The sequence below is a fragment of the Streptomyces sp. NPDC091292 genome, from assembly GCF_044757265.1.
In the GTDB taxonomy this organism is placed as follows: domain Bacteria; phylum Actinomycetota; class Actinomycetes; order Streptomycetales; family Streptomycetaceae; genus Streptomyces.
Window position 1 is genome coordinate 22,398 of the sequence record NZ_JBIVUQ010000030.1, and the last position, 20,013, is coordinate 42,410.

The following is a 20,013-nucleotide window of genomic DNA, read 5'->3' on the forward strand; positions in this document are numbered from 1 at the left end:
CGTGGTGCCGGTGGTGGCCGTGCTCGTGGGCGGCGCGTCCGGCGCGAACGTCACCCGCACCAGGACGACGGGAGCGCCGGATAAAACCTTCAGTCCAGACTGTCCAGTGCAGGCTGCGCAGTCCGGGCTGAAGGAATCTGGGAAGTCTGGGGAATCTGAGGAATCTGAAGGGTTACCGGGTGATCACCGACCCGCCCCCACCGGCAGGTAGAACACGCTGCCGGGCGTCACGACGCCCGTGACGGCCTGGCCGAAGAGGGTGCTGGGTTCCTGCTGGTTGTGCAGGATGTCCGTGTTGAGGAGCACGACGAGGGTGGCCTGTGCCTCGGGGAGATAGATGGCCAGGGACTCGTAGCCGGGCAGTGAGCCGTTGTGGCCGATCCAGCCCTGGACATTGAAGATGCCCAGGCCGTACCCGGCGCCCGGAACACCCGTGGAGCCGGTCGCGAGCCGCTGGGCCTGGGTCGCGGGCGTCAGCAGCGTGCCGGTCGCGACGGTGCGGGCCCAGGACCGCAGATCCTGGAGGTCGGAGATCATCGCCCCGGCCGCCCAGGCCCAGGACGGGTCCCAGTTCGTCGCGTCCTCGACCCTGCCGGTCGCGGTCTGGTTCGTATAGCCGCGCGCGTGCGGATCGGGGAACTCCGTGCCGGTCGGGAAGAGCGTGCGGGTCAGCCCGGCGGGCCGTACGACGTTCTGGTCGATGTACTGGTTCAGCGGCACCCCGCTGACCTTCTCGACCACGAGCCCGACCAGGATCAGATTGGTGTTGGAGTACTCGAACTGCGCACCGGGCGGGAAGCCGACCGGGTGCTTGAAGGAGTAGTCCAGCAACTCCTGGGGGGTGAAAGGCCGTTGCGGGTCGGACGTCACGGCCTTGTCGAAGTCCGGGTCCTCGGAGTAGTTGAACAACCCGCTGCGCATGCCCGCCAGTTCACGCAGGGTGATCCTGTCCCCGTCGGGCACCCCGCCGATGTACTTGCCGATCGGATCGTCGAGGCCGACCTTGCCCTCGTCCACGAGTCGCAGCAGCGCGGTCACGGTGAACGTCTTCGTCTCGCTGCCGATCCGCATGTTGAGGTCAGGCTGCATCGGTGCGCCGGTGGCCTTGTCGGCGGTTCCGAAGGACCGGACGTAGCTGCCCTTGCCGGGCGCCCAGAGTCCGACGGTCACGCCGGGCACCTGGGTCTCGCGCATCACCTTCTGGATCGCCGCGTCGAGGCGCGCGGACACCTCCGGGGTGAGCTGCGGGAAGGCGCCCGCCGCCGGGGAACTCGCCGACGGGTCGGGGCTCGGGGCGCCGTACGCCACCCCCGCCGACACCGGTCCCACCAGCATTCCGGCCGCCGCCACAGCCACGCAGGCCCTGCGCCAGCCCTGCACTGACGAGCACTTCATCGCCGGCCTCCTGCCCTGGCAGGAAATCGCTCATCCCTCAGGCTAGGCCCGCCGGAGCGTCCCCGCACGGCGAGGCGTCGCAGGTCGAACGAGCCCCCCACCTAAGTAGGCGTACCGCGCATCCAGTTCATCCCTCCGTCGGCCGCCCGCAGCCCTTCGGGGGACAGACCGGGCGCGGGGCCGTCAGCAGACTGGGCGGTACGTGAAGGACTGAAGGCCAGCAAGGCCAAGGTCAACAAGGTCAACAAGGTCAACTCGGACGCAGGGAGGCACAGTGCGGGGTCGAGGATTCAGGGGCACCGGCATCAGCAGGGCGCGATTCCTGGCCGGCGCCGGGGCCGGGGCCGTCGGGATCGCGGCGGCGGCGACGGGTGCGGGCATGGCGGCCGACCGGGACGCCACCGGACCCCCCGCAGCCACCGGCACCCACGGCACCGGCACCCGCATCACCGCCCGTCACGGACTCACCCACCGAGGCGTCGGCTACGAGGTCGGCGACGGCGAGTCCCCCGCCACCGGCTGGAACGCCCCCCGCATGCGCCGCGACCTCCGGGCGATCAGGAACGACCTCCACGCCACCTCGGTCTCGGTCTTCGGCGACGGAGTCGAACGCCTCGCCGCCACCGCCACGGAGGCCGCCGAGCGCGGACTCCACGTCTGGCTCCAGCCAAGGCTCGCGGACGTGCCGCCCCGCCAGATCCTCGACCATCTCGCGGAGACCGGCCGCCACGCCGAACGGCTGCGGCGGCAGGGCGCAGCCGTCCATCTCAGCGTCGGCTGCGAGTTCGTGCTGTTCGTACCGGGCATCGTGCCGGGCGACAACGCCGTGGAACGGATCCGGAACCTGCTCAGCGGCAACTTCGACCCGGAGAGGATGATGCGCCGGCTGACGGACTTCATCGCACGGTCCGCGAAGGTCGGCAGGTCCGTCTTCAAGGGGCCGATGACGTACGGCGCCGCACAGGACGACGAGGTCGACTGGCGCCTGTTCGACCTCGTCAGCGTCAACTACTACGCGTACCACCCGCGCCGCGCCGACCACGTCAAGGAGCTGAACGCGTACCGGCGTTGGGGCAAGCCGGTGGTCGTGGCGGAGTTCGGAAGCTGCACCTTCGTCGGGGCGCCGGAGCAGGGCGGCATGGGCTGGGACGTCGTGGACTACGACAAGGACCCGCCGGAGATCAAGGGCGGTCTGGTACGCAGCGAGCGCGTCCAGGCCGCGTATCTCACCGATGTGCTCGACGTGTTCGAGTCGATGGGCCTGTACGCGGCGCTCGTCTACGACTTCGTCACGCCCGACGCCCCGCACCGCGCCGAGCCGCGCCACGACCTCGACATGGCGAGCTACAGCATCGTGAAGACGATCCCGGCGCGCCCCGGGGAGCCCGCGTCCGCGTGGCACTGGGAGCCGAAGCAGTCCTTCCACGCGCTGGCCCGCTGCTACGAACGGGCCGCCCGGCACTGAACTCCCTTCTGCCATACCCCCATCGAGTGCTGGATCCGGGAACACCGGATGCGGCGGTCAGGGGAGGGGCACCCTGGTGGAACCGGAGATTCCCCCACGGCCCCTCAGGAGGCGGTCCCCCATGCTGCGCGGTATCGATGTCAGTGCGTACCAGTCGTCGTTCGACACCGACGGGTTGTCCTTCGTGTTCGTGAAGGCGACCGAGGGCAGCTCGTACATCAATCCGCGCCAGACGGTGCAGGCGAAGCAGGCGCGGGACGCGGGGTGCGTGGTCGGGTTCTACCACTTCCTGTGGCCGGGGAATCTGAAGGCGCAGGCCGCGTACTTCGTGGAGCACGCCGTGTCCAAGGCGCACGATCTGCTGGCCGTCGACTGGGAGTGGACGGGCGAGCACACCCGCGCGAGCAACGCCGAGAAGGACAGCTTCCTCCGCGAGGTCAAGCGGCTGCGCCCGCACCACCGCGTCCTGCTGTACACCAACCGGGACTTCTGGCTGAACGTCGACACCACGTCGTACGCGGGCGACGGCCTGTGGATCGCGGACTACACGACGGCGGGCAAGCCGCGCATCCAGGCGGACTGGACCATCCACCAGTACACGGACCAGCCGCTGGACAAGGACGTCGCCGACTTCAAGACCGAGGCGGCGCTACGGGACTGGGCCGAGGGCGCGTAACACCCCCAGCCGCTCCCGCGCACCCTAGGAACGGAAGTCCGCCGGACGTTCCGGTGACGCCTCCGCCAGCGCCTTCGTGATCACGGCCGTGTCGCCGACGAGGCCGTAGACCGGGGAGCCGGGCTGCTGGCGCCAGGAGTCGTCCAGGCCGCCCGCGTCCACGGTGTCGAAGCCGATCACGTCGATCAGCTCCCGTACGGTCCGCTTGGCGGCCTCGTCGTCACCGGAGACGGGCAGGGCGACCCGGCCGGGGGCGCCGTGGGGCTGCGGCTTGTCGAGGATGTCGTGGGCGTACGTGCCGTTGAACGCCTTGATGACTGGGTGCCCGAGCTGCCGCTCGGTCCAGCGGCTCTCGGTGACCCCGTCGTCCTCGATCTCGGCGATCCGGCCGTCACGGCCCGGGTAGTAGTTGCCGGTGTCGAGGACGGCGAACCCGTCGGCCGCCCCGTCCAGGACGCCCGCAGGCAGCTTCGGTACCCCCTTCAGCGGGATGGCGACCACGACGACCTGCGCGCCGCGCGCCACCTCGGTCACCGGAAGGGGCGTCGCTCCGGTCTCCTCGGCCAGGTCGGTCAGGGTCTGCGGGCCACGCGAGTTGGCCACCGAGACGTCGTGGCCGAGGGCGGTGAGCCGCCGGGTGAGGTTGCCGCCGATGTTCCCCGCGCCGATGATGCCGATCTTCATGTCATGCCTTCCGAGAGGTGAGGGCTGCTGACGTCGTGACGTCCTGATCCAACTCTCGGACAGGTGGGACTATTCCGACACCGGAGCCGATCCCCGGGCTGGTTCCTGAACCGCTTCCGCGCCCCTGGTCAGCTCCCCCAGCGTGTTCGTGAGTTCGGCCTCCGCCAGATCCCCGGCCGCCGCCGGGTCCCCCGCCTCGACGGCGGCGACCAGGGCCGCGTGCGAGGCGTCGCCGTGATTCGGGTCGCGGGTGCGGACGCCGAGGAGGGCGAGCAGGTCGATCAGCCCCTCGCGCAGGGCCGGTACGAACTCGGCGAAGAGGTCGGTGAGGACGGGGTTGTGCGCCGCCGCGACCACGGCGGCGTGCAGGGCGATGTCGGCGTCCACGAAGGCGGGGTCGTCGGCCGTGGCGGCGGCCCGCCGGGCCGCGAGCGCGGCGCGCAGGGCGGCCACGTCGTCGGCGGTGCGGCGGCGGGCGGCGAGACGCGCGGCCTGCACCTCGACCAGCATCCGCACCTCGTACACATCGGTGACCGCGGCCCGCCGCAGCCGGGTCGGCCAGTCCTCGGCGGGTTCGGTGGCGAGGACGAAGACGCCGGCGCCCTGGCGCGGCTGCACCAGACCGGCGCCCGCGAGCGCCCGCAGCGCCTCACGGACGGTGGAGCGGCCCACGCCGAGTTCCCGGGCGAGGGTCGTCTCGCCGGGCAGCTTGCCGCCGACTTCCCAGTGACCGGCGGCGATGTGCGCGCGCAGACGTTCCGTGGCCTGTTCGACCAGAGGGCTGGGGCGCAGGGCACCGAGCGGCATCGGAGGTTCCACCTCGGGGTCGGGGGCGGTCGGTCTCCCACAGCTTACTTGTCTGAGGAGCTGAGGTGTGGCTAGGCTGCCCCGCATGACGCTCCGCGGTCTCCTTCTTCTCGGCTGCCGCGGCGGGGCCTGACGCGACCGGCACCCCGCCGCGGGTCGCCGTGCCGCCGGTCCCCCCGACCGAGCGAAACCGAGAACCCGTACCGATGAACCCCGTACCGATGAACGCCGCGCCCCCCTCGTACCCCTCGCACCCCTCCTACCCCTGGAACCGGCAGCAGCCCGGCCCCATGCCCCACCACCGCTACCGCCCGCACCACGAACGGGTCCGCGTCCCGGTCGGGGAGCGGAGCTGGCCCTCCGCGCGGATCGAGCGTGCCCCGCTGTGGGTGCCGGTCGATCTGCGGGACGGCAACCAGGCGCTGGCCGAACCGATGGACACCGGGCGCAAGCGCCGCTTCTTCGATCTGCTCGTGGCCATGGGCTTCAAGGAGATCGAGGTCGGCTACCCGTCCGCGAGCCGCACGGACTTCGACTTCGTACGCCATCTGACGGCGCTCGTCGCCGACGGCGGCGTCCCGGACGAGGTGACGCCGGTCGTGTTCACGCCCGCCCGGCGCGATCTGATCGACCGCACTTTCGAGTCGATCGCCGGGCTGCCCCGGGCGGTCGTCCATCTCTACATCCCGACCTCGCCCGTGTGGCGCGAGGTCGTCCTCGGCCGGGACCGGGCCGAGGTGTACGCGGTCGCCGCCGACGCGGCGGCGCACATGGCGCGGCTCGCCGACGCCCGCCCTGACGCCGACATCCGCTTCCAGTTCGCCCCGGAGACCTTCAACCTCACCGAGCCGGACTACGTCCTGGAGGTCTGCGACGGCCTGACCGAGCTGTGGGACGCGAGCCCCGACCGTCCCGTCACGCACAACCTCCCGGCCACCGTCGAGATCGCCACCCCGAACGTGTACGCCGATCAGATCGAGTACATGCACAAGCATCTGGCCAGACGCGACGCCGTCATCCTCTCCGTGCACCCGCACAACGACCGGGGCACCGGCGTCGCCTGCGCCGAACTCGCCGTCCTGGCCGGGGCGCAGCGCGTGGAGGGCTGTCTCTTCGGCAACGGCGAACGCACCGGCAATGTCGACCTGGTGACCCTCGCCCTGAACCTGTACGCGCAGGGCGTCGACCCGATGGTGGACCTCTCCGACATCGACGCGGTCCGCGAGACGGTCGAGTACTGCAACCGGCTGCCGGTGCACCCGCGCCACCCGTACGGCGGTGACCTGGTGTACACCGCCTTCTCGGGCACCCATCAGGACGCCATCGGCAAGGGCCTGGCCCGGCACACGGCGACGGCCGCCGCCCTCGGGGTCGCGCCGGGCGAAGCGCCCTGGGAGGTGCCGTATCTGCCGATCGACCCGGCGGACGTCGGGCGCACCTACGAGGCGGTGATCCGGGTCAACTCCCAGTCGGGCAAGGGCGGGGTCGCGTATCTGCTGGAGACCCACCACGGGCTCGACCTGCCCCGGCGGCTGCGGCCCGCGTTCTCGGCGGTCGTGCAGGAGGTGACGGACGCGAGCGGCCGGGAGGCCACACCGAAGGAGCTGTACGAGCTGTTCGATACGGAGTATCTGGCGCCGGGCCGGGACGGTGACGTGGGCCTCGCCGCCTGGACGACGCATCAGGAGTCCCCGGACACCCACCACCGGTTCGCCTGCACCCTCCGCACCGACGCCCGCACGGGCGACCACGAAGGCACCGGCAACGGTCCGCTGTCCGCGTTCGTGGACGCGCTCGCCGGCGCCGGAATCACCGTGGACGTGGTCGACTTCGCGCAGCACGCGGTCGGCGGCGGACAGAGCGCCGAGGCCGTCGCGTACGCGGAGTGCCGGATCGGCGGCGAGACCTTCTGGGGCGCAGGGCGCGACACCTCGGTCCTGACGGCCTCCGTGCACGCGGTCCTCGCCGCCGTGAACCGCTCGGCCGCCCGGTGACCGGCACCCCCGGGTCCGACGGCCCGGTCCTGTACGCCGACGACGTCCACGTCGTCCGCAACGGCACCCCGATCCTCCAGGAGGTGTCCCTCACGGTCCGCCCCGGCGAGCACTGGGCGCTGCTCGGCGCGAACGGCGCGGGCAAGACGACCCTCCTCAGCCTCCTCGGCGCCCTGGTCCACCCCACGCGCGGCACGGTCGAGGTCCTGGGCCGCCGCCTGGGCCGCGTCGACCTGCGCGAACTCCGCTCGTACGTCGGCCATGTCAACCCCCGTCACCCGCTGCGCTCGCCCCTGCGCGTCCGGGACGTCGTCCTGACCGGGCTGACGAACTCCGTGGAGCGGCCACCCCGGTGGGTGCCGACGGCCGCGCAGGAGGAGCGGGCCGACCGGCTGATCGGGACGCTCGGTCTCGCGGAGCGGAGCGGGGCGCGCTGGCCGACGCTGTCGCAGGGCGAGCGGGGGCGGGCGCTGATCGCCCGCGCGCTGATGCCGGAGCCCCGGCTGCTGCTTCTGGACGAACCGGCGACCGGCCTGGACCTGCCGGGCCGCGAGCGGCTGCTCGACTCGCTGGACGGGCTGCGCCGCGAGCACCCCCGGCTGGCGACCGTCCTGGTGACGCACCATCTGGAGGAGCTGCCGTCCGGTACGACCCACGCGCTGCTGCTGCGCGACGGCCGCTCCCTGGCCCGGGGCACGGTCGGCGAGGTGCTGACAGGGAACCTGCTCAGCAAGTGCTTCGACCTGCCGCTCACTCTGGAGCGGGCGGACGGGCGCTGGAGCGTACGGGCCCGCCGCGTCCCGCACCCGCACCCGCACCCGGCGGACACCGTCGGACCGCCACCGCCGAGGATGGAGGCCCGATAGACCGGGTGACCGGGTGACCGGGTGACGGAGGAGTGGCGGCATGGATTCGGGTGCGAGGGCTTCGCTGCGGAACATTCTGGACGCGGCGGCCCGGGGGAGGTTCCCGGCGGCGGACGGCGGCACGACCGTCGTACCGCAGGAGCGTCACCGGGACGCGGGGGTGCTCGCGTTCACGGCGCACGCCGTGGTCTTCACGGACGAGGACCCGCAGTGGGTGCGGGCCGCGTTGAAGGCGGTGGACTGCGATCCGCTCGCGGCGGCGATGAACCCGCGCTTCCTGGCCGCGTTCCTCGACCGCACCCACCGCACCATGGACACGATCGATCTGCTGACGGTCGCCCCCCGGCTGCCCGGCCCGCCGCCACTGCCGCTCACCCCGCTGGACGACCCGGACCACCCCCGCGTGGTACGGGCACGGGCGCGCCGCGAGGAGGTACGGGTGTGGGCGGCCGACGGGGGCGTCCTGGTCATCGGGCGCGGGGTCGCGGGCCGTTGGGAGGCGGCGGTGGAGGTCGACGAGACCGTACGGCACCGGGGCCTGGGCCGGGCGCTGGCGACGGCGGCCCGCCATCTGGTCCCGGCGGACGACCCGGCGGACCCGTCGGGCACGGTCGTCTGGGCGCAGCAGGCCGCCGGGAACGCCCGCAGCGTACGGGCGTTCCAGGCGGCGGGATACCGGCCGGTGGGCGCGGAGGCTCTGGCGGCCCCCCGCGCCCCGGAGCCCGGCGCCCCCGGGCCGTCAGCGGAAGACGCCGGTGTGACCGAGTGAGTACCGGCCGGGCTGCGGGTACACGGCGAGTCCGTGCGGTCCGCTCCCGACGGGGATCCGGGCGAGCTGCTTCCCCGAGCCGGTGTCGATCGCGTACACCTCGGAGTTGTAGCGGCCCGACAGCCACAGCACCTTGCCGTCCGCCGAGACGCCGCCCATGTCGGGGCTGCCGCCGCCGGGCAGCTTCCACTTCTTGCCGACCTTGCCCTTGGCGAAGTCGAAGACGGAGATGGTGCCTTCGCCGCGGTTGGAGATGTACATCTCCTTGGAGTCGCGGCTGACGTACAGGCCGTGGGCGCCCTTGCCGGTGGGCAGCAGGGTCGGCTCGGTGAACTTCTCGCCGTCGAGGACCCACACACCGTTGGCCATCATGTCGGCGATGTAGAAGGTCTTGCCGTCGGGCGACATCTTCACGTCCTGCGGCATGGCCCCGCCGAACGGGAGCTTCTGCTGCCCGACGACCTTCATCTTCTCCGTGTCGACCTTGAGGAGTTCCCCGGAGAACTCGCAGGAGACGATGAAGTACCGGCCGTCCATGGAGAAGTCGGCGTGGTTGACGCCGTAGCAGGTGACCGGCTCGGTCTTGACGCGCTTCATGGTGTGCGGGTCGCGGAAGACCAGCTCACGGTCGAGCGAGGCCATCACGACGGCGTACTTGCCGTCGGGCGTGAAGTACAGGTTGTAGGGGTCGTGCACGTCGACGGGCTTGCCCGCCTTGCCGGTGCGCGGGTCGATGGGCGTGAGTGTGTTGCCCTTGTCGTTGTTGACCCACAGCGTCTTGAGGTCCCAGGACGGCACGACGTGCTGCGGCTGGGTGCCGACGGGGATGGTCTCGATGACCTTGTACGTCTTCGGGTCGATGACCGACACCGTGTTGGAGCTGGTGTTGGGCACGTAGACGCGGGACGGGAAGTCCTTGACGACCGGCGACAACTGGTTCGGCCGGTCGGCCGCGTACACGTCCTTGGGGTCGAGCACCGGCGGCATCCCGGGCAGCCCGTTGACGTCGGCGGGCCGCGCGGGCGGTTTGACGGCACCCTGGGTGCCCAGGGCCTCGTCGGTCCGTTTGTCGCTGTGCGTGCCGCAGCCGGCGAGGGCCAGGAGGACGGCGCCGGCGGCCAGGGCGCCGGCCCGTCGGGTGAGGGTCAGATGCAGGGACATCAGGTCAGCAGCTCCGTGGTCGTCACCGCGCGCAGACCGCGCCGGTGGAGTTCTTCCAGGACGCCGGGCAGCGCGGCCACCGTGTCCGCGTACCCGAAGTGGAGGCTCACCACCGACCCGGCGCGGGCCGGTCCCGTCGCGTTGCGGACGACGGCCGAGGCGCCGGGCGAGGTGAAGTCGAGCGAGTCGACGTCGTAGGACAGGACGTGCGGGTAGCCCACCGACGCGGCGATCCGCTGGACCTGCGGCGACGCCTCCTGGGCGCGCGAGGGCCGAAACCAGCTTCCGATCGATCCGGTGAGGCGGCGCAGCCGGTCCGCGCAGCCGGTGATCTCGGCGCGGGCCTCCGCCTCGGACATGGTGTTGATGCCGAGGTGGTGGAGGGTGTGGTTGCCGAGGTCGTGGCCGCCGTCGAGGACGCGCCGCGCCATGTCGGGGTGTTCGTCGAGCCAGGTGCCGACGGCGAGAACGGTGACGCGGGCGCCCGCCTTCTCCGCCTCGGTGAGCAGGGCGCGGGCGATGGCGGGGTCGCCCTGGCCGTGGAAGGTGAGGGCGACCTGCGGGCGGGTGGCGGGGCCGTGGGCGATCTGGGCGGGCTGTCCGGGGAAGCGGCGGGGGCCCGGGGCGGGGCCTGCGGATCGGGACGGCGACGGGGACGCGGCGGCGGGACCGGCGGACGCGTTGCGTGTGCCGGAGGCGGGGGGACGGGCGGGCGCGGGGTCACTGGAGGAACAGCCGGCGGTGAGGGCGCCCGCCGCGGCGAGCCCGGCGCCGGTACGCAGCGCTGAGCGGCGGTCGAGGGTCACGCGACCATTTAAGGCGGAGTGGGTACGAAACCTCCTGATTGACTCCTGATTGGCCCGATTCGACGCCGGGATCCCCCGTGTCGGGATCTTGACGAAGGGGCGACCGAATGGCCGTTCAGTCGCTGTTTACCAGGCGGGTGTCCCATCTCACCAAGGATTCACCTGAGAAAAGGGGGCACTCGTACCGATTTGCCCGAGTAGATACTTTTGGATCACTGACGGCCGTCTGCCATAGTCGGGGGCACGGCCTCCCTTGACCCGGGCCCAGGTCGTCGAAAGCTGCCGTGGACCACACCCCCCAGCGTCCGCGGCGCTCCACAGAAGCCCCCGCTCCACCGCACAACGGCCGGCCGGGGGCTTCTGTGCACGCGAATCCGTCCGTCAGCGGTCGGTGACCCGCATCTCGAACCACGTCGTCTTGCCGCGCGGCAGCAGATCGACGCCCCAGCGGTCGGAGAGCTTGTCCACGAGGGTCAGACCCCGCCCGGAGATGTCGAGTTCGTGGACGGGCATCAGACAGGGCAGTCCGCGCGAGGGGTCCCGGACTTCCACCCGCATCCAGCCGCGCCGCCGCAGCATCCGTAACCCGAAGACGCGGGCGCCGGTGTGCCGTACGGCATTGCCTACGAGTTCCGAGACGAGCAGGACCGCGTCCTCGGTCATCTTGGGCGAGAGGCCCCAGTGCGTCAGGACGATCACCTGGGCGAGCCGGCGGGCGGTCGCCGCGGACTCGGGGCGGGACGGGAGCCGGACTTCACCCTCCGTCGGATCGCCGAACAACTCCAGCGCCTTGAGCGCCTGTTCGTCCGCGACCGCGGGCGACCAGCGTGCCGCGGTCGCACCGCCATGTCGCCGCGGCTGTTCGATACCCTCCAGCCCCGCCATGCCCCCCATCATGGCCGCCCAGAGCGTTTTCCGGGGCCGTTCCGACGGAATCGACCAGGCGGAATCTTTTCTTCCGGGGGTGCGATTTGGCATATGCCAACGGCATGGATCACCCCCGAACACCGTCGCTGACCTGCGATGACCTCCCGCTTACAGCTGATCACCGTGAGCTTTGGCCAAGGCAGCCTTAAGGTTCTCTTAAGGCTGCGCTAAACCGCTCCTTCGAGGGACAACGACGGTGGACGGTGGTCAACTCAGGTCTCTGGCGGGTCCGTCAGAGAAACTTGGCCTTGCCCGGACCCTCCTCGACGAAGCTCCGCATCCCCCGCTCCCGGTCCTCCGTCGCGAACAGCCCCGCGAACCAGGTGCGTTCCACCGCGAGCCCGGTGTCGATGTCCGTCTCCAGACCGGTGTCCACCGACTCCTTGGCGGCGCGCAGCGCGAGCGCCGGGCCCTGGGCGAGGCGCGCGGCCCACGCCCGCGCCTGCTCGTACACCTCGGCGGCCGGTACGACCCTGTCCACCAGCCCCAGCGCCAAGGCCTCATCGGCCTTCACATGACGGCCGGTGAAGATGAGGTCCTTCGCCTTGGACGGGCCGATCAGCCGGGCCAGACGCTGGGTGCCGCCCGCGCCCGGGATCAGCCCGAGCAGGATCTCGGGCTGGCCGAGCTTGGCGTTGTCCCCCGCGATCCGGAAGTCGGCGCACAGCGCCAACTCGCAACCGCCGCCCAGCGCATAGCCGGTGACGGCCGCGACGACCGGCTTCGGAATCCGCGCGACGGCGGTGAAGGACTCTTGCAGGGCCCGCGAGCGGACCACCATCGCCGGGTGGTCCATGGCCTGCATTTCCTTGATGTCCGCCCCGGCCGCGAACACCTTCTCACCGCCGTACAGCACCACCGCCCGTACGTCGTCCCGGTGCGACGCCTCCTCGGCCAGCTCCTTGAGGCGGTCCTGCGTGGCGATGTCCAGGGCGTTCATCGGCGGGCGGTCCAGACGGATGGTTCCGACGCCCTCGTCGACCTCTAGATGCACAGTCATGACGCTCAGGTTAGCGAGCGTTAATGGGGACGGGCCCGGTGCCATTGGTCACAGTGGTGGTCCGCGCGGGATCGCGCCCCAGAGGGGCGCGGGGAACTGCGCGACCAGCCACTGACGGCCCGCAGCTCCCCCACCGGTCGACCAGCGGAGCGCCTACGCGATCCACTTGTCCCAGGACATGTTCCAGCCGTTGAGTCCGTTGTCCGGCTGGATCTGCTTGTCGTGGGAGTTCTTGACGATGACGACGTCCCCGATGAGGGAGTTGTCGAAGAACCAGGCGGCCGGCTGCTTCTTGTCCCAGGCGCCGCGCACGTCGCGCAGGCCGACGCAGCCGTGGCTGACGTTGGCGGTGCCGGGGGCGCCCGGGGCCCAGTAGTTGCCGTGGATGAAGGTGCCCGACGTCGACAGGCGCATCGCGTGTGGCACGTCCTTGATGTCGTACTCGCCGCCGAAGCCGACCGTGTCGCCGTTCATCCGGGTCACCTTCAGCTTCTCGCTGATGACCATCTGCCCGTTGTACGTGGTCGTCGCCGGGGCGCCCGCCGTGATCGGTATGTTCCGGAGGGTCTTGCCGTCCCGGACGACCTTCATCGTGTGCTTCTTGGCGTCGACGGTGGAGACCTGCGAGCGGCCGATCGTGAACGACACGGTCTTGAGCTGCTTGCCGTAGACACCGGGCCGCCCCTCGACCCCGTCGAGGTTGAGCTTCACGCTGACCTTCGTACCGGCCTTCCAGTACTTCTCGGGCCGGAAGTCGAGCCGGTCGTTGCCGAACCAGTGGCCCTGGACGTCCACGGCGGGCTCGGTGGTGATCTTGATGGCCTTCTCGACGTCCTCGGGCTGGGTGATCCCGCGCGTGAAGCGGATCGAGAACGGCATGCCGACCCCGACCTCGGAGCCGTCCTCGGGGGTGAAGATGCCGACGAAGGTGTTCTTCGGGACGAGCGTCGTGAAGGTCGTGTCCTTGGCCGACTCACGGCCCTTGGCGTCCTTGGCGACGGCGTGCACCTTGTACTTGGTGCCGGACGTCAGATGCTGCTCGGGCGTCCAACTGCCGCCGCCGCCCGCCAGCTTCCCGTCGACCGGGTTGCCCTTGGAGTCCTCGACCCGTACCTCGGTCAGCTTGCCCTTGGCCGCGGTGACCTTGAGGGCGCCGCTGGTGGCGACGGAGTCCGCGCCGTCCTTGGGGAGGATCGACACGACGGCCTGCGAGGGCGCGGTGTCCGCCTTGTCGGAGCCCTTGCCGTTCTTGTCCCCGTCGGACCCCTTGCCGGAGTCCGCTCCCCCGCCGCCGCCTCCGCAGGCCGTCAGTACGACGAGCAGTGCCCCAAGGAGCAGGGCGGGCAGCGCGTTCCGGCGCCCCCGCCGTATTCGACCCGGCGCGGGCCGGTCCGCCCCGCCGCCAACCGACGCCCCCGATATCGGTCGCCCGTTCACTTGTTTCTCCCCTCGCACGGCCCGGTCAGGCCCGCACCCCTGCGCGCCCCGCGCGCACCGCACATGTGCGCTTCCCGCGCATCTCGGCCAATTAATCACACGGCCCGAGGCGCTGACTCCCCCGCGATTGTCACTGTTCCGTACCAGCTTGACGCGGTGTCACGCTGGTCACGGGGTCGCGGGCCCCTGCCCCCAGCGGCCGGGCGGTGCCACGGGGGCCGCGTCAGCGCAGTGCGGAACCGGCCTTCCACTCCTGCCACTTCATGTTCCAGCCGCTGAGCCCGTTGTCGGGTGCGACCGTGCTGTCCTCACTGTTGACCACCTCGACGATGTCGCCGACGAGGCTGCGGTCGAAGAACCAGCCCGCCGGGGTCTTCGGGCTGCCGCCCTTCACATCGCGCAGTCCGACACAGCCGTGGCTCACGTTCTGATGGCCGAAGGAGTGCGGCGCCCAGTAGTTGCCGTGCAGGAAGGTGCCGGTGTTGGTGAGGCGCATGGCGTGCGGCACGTCGGGGATGTCGTACTCGCCGCCGAAGCCGACCGTGCGGCTGTTCATCCGGGTCAGCTCGAACATCTCGCCGATCACCATTTTCCCGTTGTACGTGGTGCGGCGCGGGGCGCCCGCCGTGATCGGCAGCGTCGACACCAGTTCTCCGTCACGGCGCACCTCCATGGTGTGTTCGGCCGCGTCGACCAGGCTGACCTGGCTGCGGCCCACGGTGAAGGTGATCGTCTTGTGCTGCAGTCCGTACGCGCCGGGCGCCGCCTCGACGTCGCGCAGGGCGAGGTCGACGGTGACCTGGGTGCCGGGCTTCCAGTAGTTCTCGGGGCGCAGATCGAGCCGGGACTTGCCGAACCAGTGGCCGACGACCTGGACGGCGGGGCGTGCGGTGACCCGGATGGCGCGCTGGACGGCGGCCCGGTTCTCGATCTCGCGGCTGAACTCCAGGGACACGATCATCCCGGTGCCGACGGTGGAGCGGTTCTCGGGGGCGACGTAGGCGATGAACCGTTCGTCGGGGACGTAGGTCGTGAACGTCGTGTGCCGGGCCGAGCGGCGGCCGTGGCCGTCGAGGGCGACCGCGTCCACGCGGTACTTGGCGGCGAGCGCGAGCCGGGCACCGTCCGGCTGCCAGCTCAGCCCGTCGGCGGAGATCCGGCCGGGCACCGGGGACTCCTGGGCGTCCTGCGCCTTGACGACCTTGACCGACTCCAGGCGCCCGCTGGGCACCCGTACCGTCAGGCGGTCCTCGGCCTGGACGGCGCGGGAGCCGTCGGCGGGAACCACCCGGATGGCGTCCTCGGGCGCACGGGGCTTGGCGAGCGGCAGCCCCTCGGTGCGGCAGGCCGTCGCCCCGGCGAGCAGACAGACCCCGGTCAGTACGGCGGCCAGCACGACCCCCGCGCGCCGTGCGCGCTTTTGTCCCTGATGTACCTGAAGAATCACATTTAGCCCAACGACCGTCGTCCGCCAGGGAAACGTGAGTGCGACCCGGCCGCTGGGCAGAACACTGGGGAGGACTACGCGGGGAGAGCCGCGGCCGGGACGCCGCGCGTTCTCGGTGGCGCGCCGTCCCACCGAGCCGCGGGAGGGTGACAGGTGTCCAGCGCACCCGAGCAGGGGGCAGTGCGGGAAGAGGACCGGGACGAGTCGGGCGACGGCAGCCCGGAACGGCCGACCGCCGTACTTGAGGGCTTGCGCGTCAGGGCGCGGCCGGCGGTGCCGGCGGCGACCGTGTGGCCGGGGACGTCGACCCCGCTCGGCGCACGGTTCCGTACCGGACCCGACGGGGTCGCGGGCACCAACTTCGCGCTGTGGGCGGGCGGCGCCGAAGCGGTCGAGGTGTGCCTGTTCGACGAGCAGGGCCGGGAGACCCGGGGCCGGCTGACGGAGCTGACGCACGAGATCTGGCACGGCTTCGTACCGGGCGTGCTGCCGGGCAGCCGGTACGGATTCCGGGTGCACGGCCGCTGGGACCCGTGGACGGGCGCCCGCTGGAACCCGGCGAAGCTGCTCCTCGACCCGTACGCGCGGGCGGTGGACGGCGATTTCCGGCGGCTCCCGGCCGAGGTGTACGGGCATGTGCGGGACTGGCCGGAACAGCATGTCGCGGACACTGTGCGGGACGACCGGGACTCGGCACCCTTCGTCCCCAAGGGCGTGGTGGTCCACGACGACGTGCCCGACGACGAGTGGCAGGACGACCGCAGGCCGAAGACGCCGTGGGAGGACTCGGTCATCTACGAGCTGCACGTCCGCGGCTTCACCAAGCTGCACCCGGACATCCCGCCGGAGCTGCGCGGCACGTACGCGGGCCTGGCGCACCCGGCGGCGATCGACCACCTCGTACGCCTCGGGGTGACCGCCGTGGAACTCCTCCCGGTCCACCAGTTCGCGCACGAGGACCATCTGCTCCGCCGCGGCCTGCGCAACTACTGGGGATACAACTCGATCGGCTACTTCGCGCCGCACGCGGCCTACGCGGCCTCCGGTACGCGGGGCCAGCAGGTCGCGGAGTTCCGGCGGATGGTGCGGGCGCTGCACACGGCGGGCATCGAGGTGATACTCGACGTCGTCTACAACCACACGGCGGAGGCGGGCGAACTGGGCCCGACCCTCTCCCTCAAGGGCATCGACAACCGCGGCTACTACCGCCTCCAGCCAGACGCCCGCCGGTACGCCGACTACACGGGCTGCGGCAACACCCTGCACGTCGTCCAGCCGCAGGTGCTGCGCCTGATCACGGACTCGCTGCGGTACTGGGTCACGGAAATGGGTGTCGACGGGTTCCGCTTCGATCTGGCGGCGGCCCTCGCCCGTTCCATGCACGACGTGGACATGCTCTCGCCGTTCCTGGCGGTCATCGCCCAGGACCCGGTCCTGCGCCGCGTGAAGCTGATCGCCGAACCGTGGGACGTCGGCAGAGGCGGCTACCAGGTCGGCGCCTTCCCACCCCTCTGGACGGAGTGGAACGACCGCTACCGGGGAGCGGTACGGGACTTCTGGCGTGGCGCGCTGCCGGACGTCCGCGACCTCGGATACCGCCTGTCCGGGTCGAGCGACCTGTACGCGTGGGGCGGCCGGCGCCCGTACGCCTCGGTCAACTTCGTCACCGCGCACGACGGTTTCACCCTGCGCGACCTGGTCTCCTACGAGCACAAGCACAACGAGGCGAACGGCGAGGGCAACCGGGACGGCACGGACGACAACCGCTCCTGGAACTGCGGCACGGAAGGGGAAACGGACGACCCGGACACCCTGGCCCTCCGCCACCGCCAACTCCGCAACCTACTGACGACACTCCTCCTCTCCACGGGCGTCCCGATGCTGGTCGCGGGCGACGAGATGGGCCGCACACAGCGCGGCAACAACAACGCGTACTGCCAGGACGACGCGGTGAGCTGGCTCGACTGGACCTTGCTCGACGACCCGGCATGGCGCTCCCTGACCCACCTCACATCCCGCCTCACAGCCCTACGCCACCGCCACCCGGTACTCCGCCGCCGCGCTTTCTTCTCGGGCGACGCCCAATCGGCGGACGGCCTGCGCGACCTGGCATGGTTCACCCCACAAGGCACCGAAATGACGGAACCCGACTGGTACGCACCCACCGCCACCCTGGGCATGTACCTCTCGGGCCGAGACATCCCAGGCCGCGACACCCGAGGCACCCCCATCACAGACGAAAGCTTCCTGGCAATCCTGCACGCAGCCGCGACCCCAACAGATTTCACGCTGCCCGGGGGCCGGTGGGCGAGGGAGTACGAGGTGGTGATCAACACGGAGGAGGAGGAACAGGACGTCCCGCCGAGGCAACGGCATGAGGCGGGCACGCGCTTGAGGATCGCACCGAGGTCGATCCAACTGCTGCGAGTCGTAAACCCACCGGGCGAGACTCCCAGCCGGTCCGGCGCTTGAGGACACAATTCAGCCCGTCCGACGCTTGAGGACAAGGCCGCAGGCCGACAACCAAGCCCGTCCGGCGTTTGAGGACGAGGCCGCAGGCCGACAACCAAGCCCGTCCGGCGCTTGAGGACGAGGCCGCAGGCCGATCACCCGGTCAAAAGACAACTTCGCCCTGAACACCCGACACCATGACCCCAAGCCCGCTGATCTCCATCCGTACCGAATCACCAGGCCCCAGATAACACGGCGGCACCCTCCCGATCCCCACACCGGCCGGTGTCCCCGTGAGGATCACATCCCCCGCCGCCAAAGTCATACAGTCACTCACCGAAGCGACCAACGCCCCCACCCCGAACACCATCTGCCCATCCGACCCGTCCTGCCGCAACTCACCGTTCACCCAAGTCCGTATCCGAAACCTCGCGGGCGCCACATCGGCCGTCAGCAACCAGGGCCCCGTCGGACAGAAGGTGTCGTACCCCTTGCCCCGCAGAATCTGGAGATAGGCGGGGTTCTTGCGGACCTCACGGAGGAAGACGTCCCGCGCCGTCACATCGTTGGCGATCATGTAGCCCGCGATGTGCGCGCCGGCGTCCCGTTCCGCGATACGCCGGCCGCCGCGCCCGATGACGACAGCCAACTCGCACTCGTAGTCGAGACGTTCGGACTCGACGGGCCGCACGATCGGGTCGTACGGGCCGGTGAGGGACGACGTGGGTTTGCTGAAGAGGACGGGGACCTCGGGGAAGTCGGTGTGCGGGTCCGTCACCTCCCGTATGTGGTCGGCGTAGTTGGCGCCGACGGCCACGATCGCCCGGGGGCGCGGCACGGGCGGGCCGAGCCGGACCGAGTCGAGAGGCAGCGCGTCCCGGGCGTCGGCGCACAGCGCGTCGATGGCGGTGCGCAGGGCGGGCAGCCGGGCGAGGACGTCGTTCATATCGGCGTCCGGGACTCCCCGGGCGGCCAGCAGCGGCCGGAGGGGGACGATCCGGTCGTCGTCGGTGAGGACTCCGGGCCGCTCATCGCCGGGGTCCCCGTAGCTGACCAGTCTCATCGTGACGCGGTCTCTTCCTGTCAGGCGGTACGGCGGGTCAGCTCGGCCACGGAGGTGCCGGACCGCAGCCGGGCCGCCATGTCCTCGGGGTCGAAGGGGGTGCCGACCGGATTGCTCTGGTAGATCGGACCGTTCATGAAGTCGGTGACCTCGGCAGCGGTCTCGAACACGTCGAATTGCAGCTCGACCTGATTTCCGTCCGGGTCGGCGTAATAGAGCGAGACCGTGGGTCCGTGGTTGACACACCAGATCGGTTGAATTTCCGCTTTCTTGAGGCGTTCGTAGGTGGCGAACAGATCGGGCAGCGTGTCGTAGGTGAACGAGAAATGCTGAAGTCCGACAGTTGTTTTCGCACGCTCTTCGTACCGGTCGAGGGACATGAGGCCGATGCGGTGGTGTTCGTCGTCGTAGGCGAGGAAAGCGAGGGCGCCGTTGTCGAAGACGGGGTGTGCGGCGAGCACGGTGCAGTACCAGTCGCGCAGGGCCGGGAACTGATTGGTCTGGAGGACGACGTGCGACAGCTTCGACGGCGGGACGGCGGGCGTGTCCGGTGTCATGCCGCGCTCCCGTCGGCGGCGGCCACCTCGGCCACCTCGGCCACCTCGGCGTCCGCGACGATCCGCTCGGCGATCCGGAATCCGTCATTCGCGGCGGGCAGTCCGCAGTAAATGGACGCCTGGAGGAGGAGTTCCCGGATCTCCGTCGCCGTGACCCCGTTGGCGAGCGCCCCCCTGAGGTGGAACTCGACCTCGTGCGCGCGGCCGAGCGCCACCAGCATCGCCAGCGTGATCAGGCTGCGCTCACGCCGGTCGAGTCCGGCGCGGGACCAGATGTCGCCGTAGCAGTGCCGGGTCACGATGTCCTGGAACTTGTCGGTGAACCCGGTGGCGCCGGCCACCTGTGCCTCGGCGCCCCCGGTGCCGAACATCTCCCGGCGGACGGCCAGTCCGCGTTCGTAGAAATCGTCCCTGATCACAGGTCTCCCACCATTCCGTCGACTCGGTGCGGAATTCCGGCCCGGTGCGGTCGTCCCGGAAGTACCGGCCCTATGGCGACGCTAACCGA

Annotated in this window: 18 protein-coding genes; 6 read left to right on the forward strand and 12 right to left on the reverse strand. The window is 70.8% G+C overall.

What is annotated here, in order from left to right:
• Positions 1–183 precede the first annotated feature (183 nt).
• A complete protein-coding gene (locus ACIQNU_RS40325; RefSeq protein ID WP_401376617.1) occupies positions 184–1,395 on the reverse strand; it encodes a serine hydrolase domain-containing protein in 1,212 nt (403 codons plus the stop codon).
• A 274-nt stretch (positions 1,396–1,669) separates the two neighbouring features.
• On the opposite strand from ACIQNU_RS40325, the gene ACIQNU_RS40330 reads away from it, so the two are divergent.
• Both ACIQNU_RS40330 and ACIQNU_RS40335 read left to right on the forward strand, forming a co-directional pair.
• On the forward strand, positions 1,670–2,860 hold the full coding sequence (locus tag ACIQNU_RS40330) for an abortive phage infection protein (RefSeq protein WP_401376620.1): 1,191 nt from the start codon (positions 1,670–1,672) through the stop codon (positions 2,858–2,860).
• Positions 2,861–2,981: 121 nt separating this feature from the next.
• On the forward strand, positions 2,982–3,536 hold the full coding sequence (locus tag ACIQNU_RS40335) for a GH25 family lysozyme (protein ID WP_401376622.1): 555 nt from the start codon (positions 2,982–2,984) through the stop codon (positions 3,534–3,536).
• Positions 3,537–3,560: 24 nt separating this feature from the next.
• On the opposite strand, the gene ACIQNU_RS40340 is transcribed toward ACIQNU_RS40335, so the two are convergent.
• Positions 3,561–4,220, reverse strand: a complete 660-nt coding sequence (locus tag ACIQNU_RS40340) for an NADPH-dependent F420 reductase (RefSeq protein WP_401376625.1) — start codon at positions 4,218–4,220, stop codon at positions 3,561–3,563.
• 69 nt (positions 4,221–4,289) lie between these two features.
• Positions 4,290–5,027: a FadR/GntR family transcriptional regulator gene (locus tag ACIQNU_RS40345; RefSeq protein WP_401376628.1), complete on the reverse strand. Its 738-nt coding sequence runs from the start codon at positions 5,025–5,027 to the stop codon at positions 4,290–4,292.
• A 221-nt stretch (positions 5,028–5,248) separates the two neighbouring features.
• Here ACIQNU_RS40345 and leuA point away from each other — a divergent pair, with 221 nt between their 5' ends.
• The 3 genes from leuA to ACIQNU_RS40360 are packed head-to-tail and all read left to right on the forward strand — an operon-like array spanning position 5,249 to position 8,656.
• Positions 5,249–7,021, forward strand: a complete 1,773-nt coding sequence (gene leuA, locus ACIQNU_RS40350) for a 2-isopropylmalate synthase (protein ID WP_401376631.1) — start codon at positions 5,249–5,251, stop codon at positions 7,019–7,021.
• Entirely contained in the window at positions 7,018–7,887 is an 870-nt protein-coding gene (locus tag ACIQNU_RS40355) for an ABC transporter ATP-binding protein (protein ID WP_401376634.1), read from the forward strand. Before leuA ends, ACIQNU_RS40355 begins: the two co-directional genes overlap by 4 nt.
• Positions 7,888–7,927: 40 nt before the next feature.
• Positions 7,928–8,656, forward strand: coding sequence for a GNAT family N-acetyltransferase (locus ACIQNU_RS40360; protein ID WP_401376636.1), 729 nt, complete (start codon positions 7,928–7,930; stop codon positions 8,654–8,656).
• Here the strand turns inward: ACIQNU_RS40360 and ACIQNU_RS40365 are convergent.
• From ACIQNU_RS40365 to ACIQNU_RS40390, 6 genes are all read right to left on the reverse strand, one after another.
• Positions 8,627–9,817 (reverse strand): hypothetical protein, encoded by a 1,191-nt coding sequence (locus ACIQNU_RS40365; protein ID WP_401376638.1) that lies wholly within the window; start codon positions 9,815–9,817, stop codon positions 8,627–8,629. The genes ACIQNU_RS40360 and ACIQNU_RS40365 overlap by 30 nt on opposite strands.
• Positions 9,817–10,623 carry a polysaccharide deacetylase family protein gene (locus ACIQNU_RS40370; RefSeq protein ID WP_401376641.1) on the reverse strand — a complete coding sequence of 269 codons (807 nt, stop codon included), beginning with the start codon at positions 10,621–10,623 and terminating at the stop codon, positions 9,817–9,819. Before ACIQNU_RS40370 ends, ACIQNU_RS40365 begins: the two co-directional genes overlap by 1 nt.
• A gap of 381 nt (positions 10,624–11,004) precedes the next feature.
• On the reverse strand, positions 11,005–11,508 hold the full coding sequence (locus ACIQNU_RS40375; RefSeq protein WP_401376643.1) for an ATP-binding protein: 504 nt from the start codon (positions 11,506–11,508) through the stop codon (positions 11,005–11,007).
• A gap of 274 nt (positions 11,509–11,782) precedes the next feature.
• The gene (locus ACIQNU_RS40380) at positions 11,783–12,550 is read right to left on the reverse strand and encodes an enoyl-CoA hydratase/isomerase family protein (RefSeq protein WP_401376646.1); all 768 of its coding nucleotides are present in this window, start codon (positions 12,548–12,550) and stop codon (positions 11,783–11,785) included.
• A gap of 153 nt (positions 12,551–12,703) precedes the next feature.
• Positions 12,704–13,987, reverse strand: coding sequence for an Ig-like domain-containing protein (locus tag ACIQNU_RS40385; protein ID WP_401376649.1), 1,284 nt, complete (start codon positions 13,985–13,987; stop codon positions 12,704–12,706).
• A 223-nt stretch (positions 13,988–14,210) separates the two neighbouring features.
• On the reverse strand, positions 14,211–15,383 hold the full coding sequence (locus tag ACIQNU_RS40390) for an Ig-like domain-containing protein (RefSeq protein WP_401376652.1): 1,173 nt from the start codon (positions 15,381–15,383) through the stop codon (positions 14,211–14,213).
• 204 nt (positions 15,384–15,587) lie between these two features.
• Between ACIQNU_RS40390 and glgX the strand changes: the two genes are divergently transcribed.
• Positions 15,588–17,906, forward strand: coding sequence for a glycogen debranching protein GlgX (gene glgX, locus ACIQNU_RS40395; protein ID WP_401376655.1), 2,319 nt, complete (start codon positions 15,588–15,590; stop codon positions 17,904–17,906).
• 142 nt (positions 17,907–18,048) lie between these two features.
• Here the strand turns inward: glgX and ACIQNU_RS40400 are convergent, their stop codons facing one another.
• The 3 genes from ACIQNU_RS40400 to ACIQNU_RS40410 are packed head-to-tail and all read right to left on the reverse strand — an operon-like array spanning position 18,049 to position 19,924.
• Complete coding sequence (locus ACIQNU_RS40400) at positions 18,049–18,948, reverse strand: fumarylacetoacetate hydrolase family protein (RefSeq protein ID WP_401376657.1); 900 nt, start codon at positions 18,946–18,948, stop codon at positions 18,049–18,051.
• A 20-nt stretch (positions 18,949–18,968) separates the two neighbouring features.
• Positions 18,969–19,505: a VOC family protein gene (locus tag ACIQNU_RS40405; RefSeq protein WP_401376660.1), complete on the reverse strand. Its 537-nt coding sequence runs from the start codon at positions 19,503–19,505 to the stop codon at positions 18,969–18,971.
• Complete coding sequence (locus ACIQNU_RS40410) at positions 19,502–19,924, reverse strand: carboxymuconolactone decarboxylase family protein (protein ID WP_401376663.1); 423 nt, start codon at positions 19,922–19,924, stop codon at positions 19,502–19,504. Before ACIQNU_RS40410 ends, ACIQNU_RS40405 begins: the two co-directional genes overlap by 4 nt.
• Positions 19,925–20,013 lie beyond the last annotated feature (89 nt).